The sequence below is a fragment of the Pseudomonas sp. genome, from assembly GCF_030690725.1.
In the GTDB taxonomy this organism is placed as follows: domain Bacteria; phylum Pseudomonadota; class Gammaproteobacteria; order Pseudomonadales; family Pseudomonadaceae; genus Aquipseudomonas.
In genome coordinates this window covers 18,253-30,748 of sequence record NZ_JAUYGD010000053.1, presented here as the reverse complement: position 1 = coordinate 30,748, position 12,496 = coordinate 18,253, and the positions used below count along the sequence as shown (strand labels likewise).

The window sequence follows — 12,496 nt, the reverse complement described above, 5'->3', positions numbered from 1 at the left end:
CCCGAGACACTTCTCCCAATTGAACAAGTAATCCTCATAGAGCCCCGGATAGCGGCTTATATATAGTAATGAAATCCATACAGTAGACTCCCCTTCAGACACTGAAGCTCGCAATTGAGGACTCACCGCTCCCCCAAGCATGGAAATGAACTCCTGAAACTCCCCCTCAGTAACCTCATGAGAAGACACGAGCATAGCTGAATCGCCCACTTATAGTCCCCCTCTACTTTTTCCGTAACTTATAAGTTCTTCCAGACTATTTACCACCTTCACACCAGCACTCTCATACGCTTTCAGTTTCTGAGCACCAGTCACATTCGGTGCAAACAAAATCACTTCTTTTCGCTCCGGGTTAAGCAAAGTGTTATTTTGCAACTTTGCCAACTGTCCCATCTTACTCGGCTTCGAACTACTAGTTATCTCAATAATAAAATTTGGGGTTTCTGCATCAATCTCGCCGACGTCTTGTGGCTTTCCATTTACAAACCCCCTTCTAATCTTACTCTGATAATTCAGAAGAACACCCTCATCACTTAGTGCCTTTCCAACTTGGCCTTCCAACAGTTCTCCAGGAGTTAATGATTTTAACTTATCATCAATTTGGGAAGAGAATTTCCCGACTTGCACTTCACGCAGAGCGCTGCCAGCAAGCCCAGCCTCGTTGTCAGGTAATCCCGCTAGATTCCGAGCAGTGGAGCTTTCCGCAACAACAGCCCTCTTCGCCAGCACAGCCCTAGCTGCCAGCAATGCTTTACCGCCGCCATGAAGCGCCAATCCCGCTTCAACCGCCTCCGCGGTTAAGTCTGTAATCCCACCGCTGGCGACAGCAGATACCCGCTGCACAGCATCATCGAACTCGGCCTGATTCGTTGAGTTACGGAGGATTTCATTCAGGTATCTGGCGGCCTCTCTCTCACCGAACTGTTTCTTCCAAAGTTCTGGAACCAGTTCATCGCCTAGCCAGATAGAGCTTTGCTGTGACTGATATTGAGCACCATGCTTGAATAAAGTGGAGTCATTGAATTGTGCGGTAGTCGCCTGAAAGGCATAGACAGTCTCACCGTGAGCGACGATTGGTTTCCCGTCTGACCAAGTCAGGGGGATATTGCGAGAGGCAAGCTCTTGCATAATCCCTGCGGCGACAAGAAAGTCTCGGGCAAATGTATCGGCTTCGGGATTGCCCTCGCCATATTGACCAAGAATAGACTGCAGGCGTGCATTCTCCGCCGCATCCAACTCAGCACCAGCGGCCAACAGGAGCAAATCCTCCCATGTCACCCCTGAGCTGGAAACAGTGCTGCCTGTTTGCTCCGCAAGTCGCTTTGCTTCAGCTTCTAGGGCCTTGCGCTCAGCCGCATGCAACTGCCGGTTATATAGATCCACATTACCGGCACTCCCCCCCGCAACAACCTGCCCAGCAATACCTTCACCCGAACCAGCAGCTACACCCATCCCAGTAGCAATCAGCGTTGCAACTGCATTGCGGTCACTCTCGCTCAGCCCGCTGCCTTCCAACGCCTTAGCGATAGCCGGCATAACCGCAGCCGACAGGCCCGCCCCTAGAGCGCCACTTCCCACACTGCCACCGGCCAAACCCTGGATGGCACCGGCCGTCGCATGTAACAGAACTCGTGCGATACCGCCTTCTGCCCAGGCCGCCTTAGTAGCTTCGTCAGTGGCGGCGTTGCTCTGTTTGTCGGCGTAGTCACCAATTCGCTTAAAGGTGTCGGCCGCGGTGGTATTGGCCACGATGCCTGCCGTAGTGCCAGCACCTGTACCACCCAATCCCGCTGCCAGCAGACCTGTGGTGATATTGGCAAATAGACGCATATCGCCGCCTACATCCCAACGCCGTGCTTCCTCCATGGCCACCCTGGCCGCAGTCACATCAGTTGGAGAGCCACTTTTTTCTGCCTGCTTGAGTTTCTCCTGGGCATCTTTCTGTTTGGCCTGGGAGATGGTTGAGACCACGCTCTGGCCCAGAGCCGCCGTGCTCTGAATCAAGTCCATGCGTTCTTGCATAGCCTTCTCATCAGGGCGGTCGAGTTGCTGGTTGGCACCTGCAGTTTCGCGGCTCAAGCCATTGAGGTCGTTCGCATCATCTGGGTTTCGCACCTCGAGGGTGCCTGCGCTTACCGCACTCTTGGTGGTGCTGCGGTCGGACTCTTTAAGCGCAAGGGGTAGCCCGCCACCCATCGAGGAGCCGGCATTAATACTGTCGCCCCCCTTGGTTTCGCCACTCGAGCTGTAGGAAACACTCAGGCTAGCGGACTGGCTCTTGATCTCGCTGCGGTTGCGAATGTCGCTGTGTTCCAAGCGATCCGTACTTAGACGGTTCTTGTCCGCGGTTGCCTCGCTGGCAATCACCGCCCCTTGTAAACGGGTGGTATCGCCAACGGTAATGTCATAGCCACCCTTACCAACGTAAATGCCACTTTGCTCGGTAACGGCCTGGTAATCCGTGCTGGTCTTGCCACCGGCCAGGCTGGCAGTACCACTTACAGTCGCGCCATAGCAGAAGGGCGGAATGCAGATGCTTGCACCAAAACCAGCGCTCTTCTGCTCGTTTTTGTTCTTTGCCTCATCCTGGCGAGAGGCAATGTTCAGGTCGCCCCCGATAGCAGCATCGACTTTATCAGCGCGAACTTGTGCGCCGGCCAGGGTGGTGTCCTTCCCGCTCACCAACAGCAGAGAGCCAGTGTCGAGCGTGCTGTTAACCTGGGTAATATCGTGGCCCTTACCCGTATTGCCGGACAGCTTGGCACCTAGGTCAAGAGTGAAACCATTCTGCTGGCCAATGTTGAAACTGGCCCCAACACTGGTGCGATTAGTTTTGCTCTGGTTATTCCATTCAGCGCTGTTCTGCGCGCTTTCCAGAACGATGTCGCGTTTGGCCAGCAACTCGGTATCGGCAGCCTTGAGCGCACTGCCGACGATATGGATATCGCCATTGCTCGATGCTTCGGCCCCGGATGCGACGATACTGAGCGTGCCACCGCTGTTGAGATTGGATTGTTTGACCTGTTCAGCGCTGTATTGGCTACTACTCTTGCTGCGCGTGTGGGCGACTTCAGTACCAATCTTGATCAGCGACCCACTGCTATTCGCAGGTTTGCCGTCGGCGATATTCGCCGCTGCAGAGTCCCCTTGCTGTACTGCTGAATAGGCAGACAGCAACGCCTGAGCGGTCTTGACCGCTTTGAGACGACTATCCTCGGCCTCGTTGGCAGCCTTAGCCGTGTCGTAAATACTTTGTACCGTATCGACCACACTGCCGCCGACCACCCGCCCGACTGCCAGACTACTTGAACCGTCCTTGCTGCTCTGCTTGGCGGTTTCAATACCCGCAACGATGCTCACATCAGAAGCGGTTAGAGACATGTCCTTGGTACTTACGATATCGCTGGCGACAACGCCAATCTTGCGCCCGGCAGTCAAGGAGACACTGCCCTCGCTTGAACCTACGGTACTGCCGGTCAACGTCGTTTCTTCAGCCTGGCTGTTACCCTTGCCCTTGCTGATGGACAGGTGCTGATTACCGGTAATATCGTCCAGCCCCAAATTATTACCGGTCGCCAGCCCTGTCAGATCGCGGTTCTTGGATTTATGTTTTTCATCGCGAGTAAAGGTGTTGGTTGCGGCATCAATCGTGATGTCGCGAGCAGCCAGAATATTTAGATCTTCGGTACTAACTACTCCAGAAGCAGTGACCTGAACGTCACGCCCGGCCTGAAGATCGACATTGTCACCGGAGATCAGGCTACCCACGGCCTGGGTACTGGACTCTTTGACATCATGTTTTAATTTGCTGGACTTCAACCCACCCCAAGAGCTTTTGCTTGAACTACTCGCTTGGCGGGTTGCAGTGCTGTCGAGCGCATGGCCAATCAAGATGTCATTGGCAGCCGACAAACTGACATCACCAGCACTAGCCTCAACACTGCTGCCGATCACGCGCAGATCTTGCCCAGCAGTCAAAACCGCATTGTTGGCTGTGACACTTGACCCTACTGAAGTGATGGATTCGCTTTCACTTAGAACACTTTTCTTGCTGCTGCGACCAAACGATCCGGACTTTTTCGTGGACTTTGAATAGAAGCTGTAATCCTGATTCGCCTCAGTCAGTAGGCTCAAGTTGCTGCCAGCGTAGAGGTAGGCCTCATCTCCAGCCTTTAACTTGCTAGCACTCAGGGTCAGGTCGTTATCCGCAATGACCAGCAGGTTACCACCCGCCTCAATTTCAGCCATTTGCTGGCGAACGGTGGTGTTTTCCTGATTGATCTTCTTTTTACTACCGCGGTTATAGCGGTACTCACTGCTGCTTTCGTTAGCCGCAGCCCCGATCAGCACGTCGCCCCCGGCCAACAGGTCGACATCCCCACCGGCCTTAACCTTGCTGGCGATCACCGCCAGATCCCGACTCGCCTCAGCACTCAGGTCACCACCGACCTGTACATCACTACCGTACTGGGTAGTGCTGCTCTTTTCCCAGAAATGGCGTTTGTCCTTGCGCATCTGGCCGTTTTCGGCCTCGGCGGAGGCGATGATCAGGTCCTGCCCGGCGCTCAGGCTGGCATTGCCGCCGGCCTTGAGGCTGCCACCGATATTCTGAATATCGCGACCTGCGGATAGGATCAGGTCGTTGCTGGCTTCGATGCCAGCAGCCTTGTCGACCACGCTGGTGAGCTGGCTGAAGTTACGCCCGCTGCGTGCTTCCTGAGTGATAGTGCGCTCGTTGCTGATATCACCGGTCAGGGCAATCGCCGTGACGTCCTTGCCGGCAATGATACCGCCCTGGGCATTGCGGATGCTGTCGGTGGCCAGCAGCGCGAGACGCTCGCCCGCTTGCATCAGGCCGCTATTGCCGATGTTGTTGGCCGTCGCGCTGAGATTGTTACTAGCACGCAGGGTGCCGCTGTTGTTCAGGTTGCTGCCACTGATCAACGCAACATCCTGCCCTTGAATCAAGGCACCACCCGGAGCCAAACGGTCATTGGCCTGAGCCAGATAGAGCACCGGCACCAGAACCTTCTGACCATTCACGATCTGCTCCTGCATCCAGACGATATCGTGGGTCAGGGCGGCAACCTGCTCGGCAGTCAAGGCGATGCCGGGGGCCAGATTCAGCGCTTGTTTGCTGGCGATGGCGTTGTCCATCAGGTACTTGAACTGCGCTTCGTCCGAGTTCAAACCAGCGAGGAAGCGCTTGCCGGTACGGGCGGCGATGGCTTGCTGAATCAGGCGCTGTTCATACAGGCCATCACCCAAGCGGCGCTGGGTTTGATCCGGGTTGTAGCCCACCGCATCGAGCAGGTAACCCGAGTTAAGGAAGTTGCTCAGGCTGGCAAACGCCGGGTTGGTTTCAATCAGATAGGGGTAGCCCGGGTCGTTATTGAGCTGGAACAGCCCATTCTGCCCTTGCGGCAACGCAAAACCAGGCAGTGCCAGTGGGTCGACAACCAATTGCTGACTGTCTGCCGGTAACTGCGCATTAAGTTGTACGACCAAGGGTTGGCTGCTGCCGGTGACCTGAGTGTCGAGTCCCGGTGCAGTGCCAGCCTGAGCGGCCTGGTTATTCAACACCGAGGAGTTGGTCAGGCTTTGCGTAGCTTGAATGCTGACATTGCCGCCGGCCTGGATGATGGCCGGAGCACCGGAGCCATTTGGCGTCTGGGTCTCAATATCGCTGGTCAGTGTCCAGGCATAGAGCGCGCTGGGTACTTCCTTGGGCAAAGCTGCGGCGTTGTAGGGATTGATGTGGTTGTCGCGGAAGCGTTCATCCGTACCATCGGTGACACGCCCGGTATTGAAGCGCCGAATTCGCTCGATAATGCCACTGGCCGCGCCCATGTTTTCCAGGGTGATGCCGGTGATGTTGATATTGCCGCTGGCACTCAGGCTGCTGTAACGGTTGGCAATGGCGTCGCCTTGAATTGTCAGGTTGCCGCCACTGTGGATTCTGGAAGCCGCGGAGTCTTGGTCCACCGTGATATTGAAGCGTTCAGTAGCGACGTAATCGACGTTATGGTGATCTCCGCTGCAGTCGTAGCACACCACACTGATGCTGCCGGCCGTCAGCTGCTTGCCGGGGGTAAACACTTCCTTGCGGTTGGTCAGGGTGGTCGCCCGCAAGCTCATATCGCCACTTGACTCGATGCTGCCAGAGCGGTTTTCCAGCAGGGTCGATTTATTGCCAGCACCATCCTTGGCAATGGTCAGCGCACCCAGGCTGTAGATATCGGCATATAGGTTGCTTATGCGGTCAGCCAACAGCTGCATACCGCCACCGCTAAACAGCAGGCCGCCCTGGTTGATCAACTGCGCCGCTTCGATGTGCAACGCCGCAGCACTGCCCAAGGTGCCTTGATTGTTGAGGCTGGCCGCCTTGACGCTCAGGTCATTGGCCGAGGTGATCTTGCCGGCACTGCTCAAGCCAGCGCTGATATCAATTTGCACGCCGCCGGCACTGCGCAACTCGGCAGCGCTGCCCAGGTCGGCACTGTTTGCAGTGAGGCTCAGGTCGCTTTGGGCGAGCAGCTTGCCATTGCCGGTGTAGGCATCGCTCAGGGTCAGGTGCAGTGCGCCATCGGTTTCGATACGGCCGTGGTTTTCCCAGCGCTCACCGCTGGTGGTGATGCCATCAACGGCAAGCAGAGCGCCGGTAGCGCTTTGGCTAAGACGATTGATATTGATGTTGAGCGTCTTGGCTTGCAGCGAGCTGATATTGCTCCACTCATCCAGGCTGAGATCGACCGCACCGTTGGTGATAAAGCGACCGCCAGCCTGACCAAGTGCCGCCAGGTCGATAGCAAAGCCCTGATCGCCCACGTGACGAACCGTACCGCCCAGGTTGCTCAAGCCAACGCTGCTCAGGGCAAAGGCACCACTGCCAATCTCGACCAAGCCGGCATCGTTATTGAACAGGCCACCCAGAACAAACCGGCTTTCGCCCTCACCACCCAGGGCGCGCAGTTTGCCGCCGTTGTTGCTCAGGGTATTGGCCGCCAGTTGCAGATCGCTGGCGGATTCAATCAAGCCGCCCTGGTTGTTCAGGTTCGCGCTGAGTTGCAGATCAAGCGCGCCGCCCGCCAGGGTGCCGTCCTGGTTATTCAGGTTGGCCGCCGTGACCTTCATCGCCTGCTGTGCCAGGACTTCACCGTCCTGGTTGTTCAGCTGGCTACCGCTCAGGTCGAGGTTTTTCTGCGCAACGATACGCCCGCCCTGGTTGTCCAGTGTCTGCGCGTTTAGCGTTGCGTCACCGGCGCTGAGCAGCTTGCCGGCGCGGTTATCCAGGGTCTGCACATCACTGTTCAGGTTGCCGTGGGAGGTGATGGTGCCGGGGTTTGTCACCGCGCTGGTTTGCAGGCTCAGGGTGGCCGTGTTGTTCAGGCTGCCATCGGCACGTACACCCGCCTCGACCACGCCTTGGTTGAGCAGTTCGCCACCTTTAACGGTCAGCTGCTGGGTGGCTGCCAGGCTTTCTTTGACCAATGTCTGGCCACTGGCTTCTACCACGGCATTGCGCCCGGCGAAGGTGTCGGCATTCAACTCGATATTCTCGGCCTTTAGCTGCAGGTCGCGGCTGGCGGCGGTGCGCGCCATGCTCAGCTGGCCATTGGCGTCGATCTGGATATCGCCGGCACTGGCGGCCATATCACCGGCCAGTTTCACGCCGACACCGGCCTCGGTGCCGACCAGACGAATTGCGCCGGCGTACATGCCGCCCAGCGCTGAGCTGTCGATGGCCAGTTGCGGTTTGGCGCTGCCATCATCGGCTTTGGCGGTGGCATTGAGGCTGGCGGCGTCAACTTCGTTACGCCCGGTAATCACATTCAGCTGGTTGGCATGCAGTTCGGCATTGATCTGCGCACTGCGGGTAATCAGGTCGAACTGGCTGACATTGCGCGCATTGAGGCCATCGCCTTCGATGCTGATCTGCCCGCCATCGACATCAAAGCGATCCAAACGCCCGCCTTCTACCACTGGCTTGCCGGTGCTGAGGGTGACGCGCGGGGTATTGATAAAGCCGCAACCATCGCAGCTGATGCCATGCGGGTTGGCGACGATGACCGCAGCGGACTTACCGGCCACTTCGGTGTAGCCCTTGAGCTGACTAGGGCTACCGCCGTTGACCTCATTGAGGATGATATTCGCCGCGCCACCCGTGAGGTTGGGGCCGCCCAGGTTTGGGTTACCCATCACGTAGCCGCCCAACTGCGTTTGCACCAGCGCCTGGGCGCTGTTGTTGAGAATCAGGCCCTGCTGGCTGACGTTGAAGTCAGTGAACTTGTTGTGCGACAGACCGCTGCCATTGGGGGTGGCGATATTGACCATGGGCACGCCATTGGCGGCCTGGGTTAGCGCAGCGTTATTGCCGGCCTGGGCATCCAGCGCCAGTTCGGCCGCGGTAGTCACGACCGGATTCAGGAACAGTACGCCGATCAAGACACAGGCAATATTTTGGAAAAAGGGCGCGCGAACGTCCATGTAATAACTCCAACCCGTAGGGCTTTAAATTCGAAAATCAGCAAAGAATCAGAAGAACAGGTCGACCCGGAAGTACACCGGATGCTCCTGGCGCTCGATGGCGTCTGGGCGTTCCAGTGAACGGGCGAAGGTCACCGATGCGGCCAGATGCTGGCCGCGGGCGCTCAGCTCGATGGCATTGCCGGAGAGGCGGCCATGCTGGTCCGGGTTGTAACGCCCGCCGCTGATCACGCCCATGTCGTAGGCGAATGCCACGCCGTACTCACTAACAAAGGGCTGCAGCGGTTGCCAGCTCACCGCCTTGCGCCAGCGCACTTGGTTGCGCCAGTAGGCGCCGCTGTCGCCTGACAGCGATTGTTCCTTGAAACCGCGAACCGAGCTGAGGCCGCCAACGCTGATGCGTTGCGGGCTGTACAGCACATCTTCGCTGCGCTGGCCGTTGGCCAGGCTGTCGAAGCTGAATGACTCACCCCACAGCTGGAACGGCTGCAGGTAGCTCAGGGTCAGGCTGTATTTGTTGTAACGCGCCACCGGCTGACCGCCTTGCGGGCTGCCGCTGCGCTGCGCATCGAATGCGCCGGTGCCGTGCTGCCAACCGAGGTCGGCGTTAACGAAAGCACTGCCGATACGTCGGCCATGGTTGAAGCCCAGCTGCGCTTCAGACAGGCGCTGGCTGGAAACATCGATCAGGTTGCCGAGGATAAAGTTGTTGCTGCGCAAGTGGCTGACGCCCAGGCTGGCGGCGGTTTTGCTCAGGCTGTCGCGGTGCAGCACACGCTCGGCACGCAAGGCGTGGGTCTTGCTGTCGCCATCCTGATCGAAGGCAAAGCCGTTGGCCTCGCTCTCGGTGCGGTAGTAGCTCTGGCTGTAGCTGTAATTGAAGGTCCACCAGCCGTACGGCAGGCTGTAGTTGAGGCTCTGGTTGTGGGAGTGGCGATAGCTATCACTGACTGCATCGCGACCGGCACGCAGGCTCAACTGATCCGCCAAGCCCAACGGACTGTCCCAATCCAGCCCCAGCCCCCACTGCTGCTCACCCGTGCTCAGTTGACCATCGTTATGCCGCGCCAGGCTGGCGCGCCACGGCTTGCTGCGCTGACCTTGCAACTGCACGCGGCTACCACCGACCTGCTCACCGGGCACCAGTTCCAGCTGTGCCTGACGCGATGGCAAGCGGTTGAGCTGCTCAACCAGTTGCTCCAGCTCACGCAAGTTCAGCACGCGTTCGGTCGTGCCGGGAAAGCTCATGGCCAACTCACGATCCGAGGCCAGCTCCGAGCTGTTCAAGCCTTCCAGCTGGCCCTCGACTACCGTGACCTGCAGCGTGCCGCTGGCCAGGTCTTGCTGCGGCAGGTAGGCACGCGTGGTGACATAACCACGACCAAGGTAGTGATTGGTGATGTCCTTAAGCAGCTGATTGAGCTGACCAACGCCCAAGCATTGGCCATTGTAGGGTTTAAGAATGCTGGCCTGATCGGCTGAACTAAGCAGCGTGGCGCCAACCAGATTGATCTGCTCGATGGCAAAACAGCGCTCATCTTCAGCAACCGGCTGCGCAGGTAGTTGCTCGACCTTACCGGGCAACTGGCGCAACTCATCCAGGCGACGCTCCTGCTCTTGCAGCAGACGCTCCTGACGCTCACGGATAAGATCCCGATCACCTGGCGTTTGCGCCAGCGATACAGCAGGAACAAGGGCACACATCAGCCAAACGGCCAAAAAATGGCCGGGAGCCATTTTTAACGTCGTACAGCGATGACACGCAGGGTGGCCGCCAAGGATGGCAGGCCATAAAGGTTTACTACGAAGGGACATGCCTTCAATCCTTTGAATAGCGGATTAACAGAGGAAAATGCGGCGCGCATTAGAACACATGGCGAGTTGCCATCACGCTCAAGACGCGTGACCTACCTCACAGAACCGGCCGCTCATCCTGAACTTCTGACCACCGGTTGCTGTCGCGCAACTTACAGAAAACGCCCCGAGCCGACAATGCCGCTGTCAGGTCAATCAGAATAAAAAAGCCCCCGCCGGCTCTCGCCGGCGGGGGCTTTTAGTCAGCTAGAACTGGATCAGTTCTTGGCTTTCTTGGCAGCGCGGGTGCGCTCGCCTTCGTCGAGGATCTTCTTACGCAGACGGATCGATTTGGGCGTAACTTCGCACAGCTCGTCGTCCTGGATGAATTCCAGAGCCTGTTCCAGGGTGAATTTCACCGGTGGAACCAGAGCGATGGTTTCGTCCTTACCGGAAGCGCGCATGTTGTCGAGCTTCTTGCCTTTGGTTGGGTTAACGCCCATGTCGTTGTCACGGCTGTTCAGACCAACGATCTGACCGTTGTAGATCTCTTGACCGTGCTCAACGAACAGCTTGCCACGCGCCTGCAGAGTTTCCAGGGAGTAGGTCAGCGCCTTGCCGGTTTCAACCGAGACCAGAACACCGTTCTGACGGCCGGACATGTCGCCGGACTTCATGGTGTCGTAGCGATCGAAGATCGAGGTCAGGATGCCAGCACCGTTGGTCAGGGTCAGGAACTGGTTACGGAAACCGATCAGACCGCGAGCAGGGATGTTGTATTCCAGACGTACACGGCCTTTGCCATCCGGCACCATGTTGGTCAGGTCGCCCTTACGCAGGCCCATCTCTTCCATGACCTTGCCCTGGGATTCTTCCGGGGTGTCGATGGTGACGTTTTCGAAGGGTTCCTGCTTCACGCCGTCGACCGTACGGATGATCACTTCCGGACGACCTACACCCATTTCGAAGCCTTCGCGACGCATGGTTTCGATCAGTACCGAGAGGTGCAGCTCACCACGGCCGGAGACTTTGAACTTGTCAGCGCTGTCGCCTTCTTCAACACGCAGGGCCACGTTGTACAGCAGCTCTTTGTCCAGACGCTCTTTGATATTGCGGCTGGTAACGAACTTGCCTTCTTTACCGCAGAACGGCGAATCGTTGACCTGGAAGGTCATGGATACGGTCGGCTCGTCGACGGTCAGCGGAGTCATCGCTTCGACATGGTTGATGTCGCACAGGGTGTCGGAGATGAACAGCGAGTCCATGCCGCTGACGCAAACGATGTCACCCGCGGTGGCTTCTTCAACGTCGATGCGGTGCAGGCCGTGGTGACCCATCAGCTTGAGGATACGACCGTTGCGCTTCTTGCCGTCAGCGTCGATGGCGATCACCGGGGTGTTCGGCTTGACGCGACCACGGGCGATACGGCCAACGCCGATAATGCCGAGGAAGCTGTTGTAGTCCAGTGCGGAGATTTGCATCTGGAACGGACCATCGATATCAACCTGCGGCGATGGCACGTTGTCGACGATGGACTGGTACAGCGGGGTCATGTCTTCAGCCATGTCGGTGTGATCCAGACCGGCAATGCCGTTCAGGGCCGAGGCGTAGACGACTTTGAAGTCCAGCTGTTCTTCGGTAGCACCGAGGTTGTCGAACAGGTCGAAGATCTGGTCCAGAACCCAGTCCGGACGCGCACCTGGACGGTCGACCTTGTTGATTACCACGATTGGACGCAGGCCGGCTTCGAAGGCCTTCTTGGTCACGAAGCGGGTTTGCGGCATCGGGCCGTCCTGGGCGTCGACCAGCAGCAGTACGGAGTCAACCATCGACATCACGCGCTCAACTTCACCGCCGAAGTCGGCGTGGCCGGGGGTGTCGACGATGTTGATGTGGTAGCCGTTCCAGTTGATCGCGGTGTTCTTCGCGAGAATGGTAATGCCGCGCTCTTTTTCCTGGTCGTTGCTGTCCATCACGCGCTCGTCGTTGAGCTCGTTGCGCTCAAGGGTGCCGGACTGACGCAGGAGTTTGTCTACCAGGGTGGTCTTACCATGGTCAACGTGGGCAATGATGGCGATGTTGCGTAGATTTTCGATCACGTGTGTATCTCGATCAGAGGATTCGGTGTGCCGCTTATTCTAGGCGGCGAGTATTAACTAATTGCGTTTTCTGCCAGGCGGCGTACGAGCGCTGTGGCTGTTACGCCGCCTGTGGG

3 protein-coding genes and 1 pseudogene are annotated in these 12,496 nt (G+C 57.7%); all 4 read right to left on the bottom strand.

Features of this window, described 5'->3' with window-relative positions:
- Positions 1-210: 210 nt before the first annotated feature.
- Positions 211-7,515: a hemagglutinin repeat-containing protein gene (locus tag Q8O69_RS12735; RefSeq protein WP_305592654.1), complete on the bottom strand. Its 7,305-nt coding sequence runs from the start codon at positions 7,513-7,515 to the stop codon at positions 211-213.
- Between the two features lie 147 nt (positions 7,516-7,662).
- A pseudogene (locus tag Q8O69_RS22225) lies at positions 7,663-8,487 on the bottom strand (filamentous hemagglutinin N-terminal domain-containing protein); the annotation flags it as partial.
- A 48-nt stretch (positions 8,488-8,535) separates the two neighbouring features.
- Complete coding sequence (locus tag Q8O69_RS12725) at positions 8,536-10,191, bottom strand: ShlB/FhaC/HecB family hemolysin secretion/activation protein (RefSeq protein ID WP_305592650.1); 1,656 nt, start codon at positions 10,189-10,191, stop codon at positions 8,536-8,538.
- A 368-nt stretch (positions 10,192-10,559) separates the two neighbouring features.
- Positions 10,560-12,380 (bottom strand): translational GTPase TypA, encoded by a 1,821-nt coding sequence (gene typA, locus Q8O69_RS12720; protein WP_305592648.1) that lies wholly within the window; start codon positions 12,378-12,380, stop codon positions 10,560-10,562.
- Between the last annotated feature and the right edge of the window lie 116 nt (positions 12,381-12,496).

What these genes read in the sequence shown, in the direction of transcription:
- Q8O69_RS12725 (WP_305592650.1), bottom strand. Translation starts at nt 10,191, where the DNA reads ATGTGTGCCCTTGTTCCTGCTGTATCGCTGGCGCAAACGCCAGGTGAT.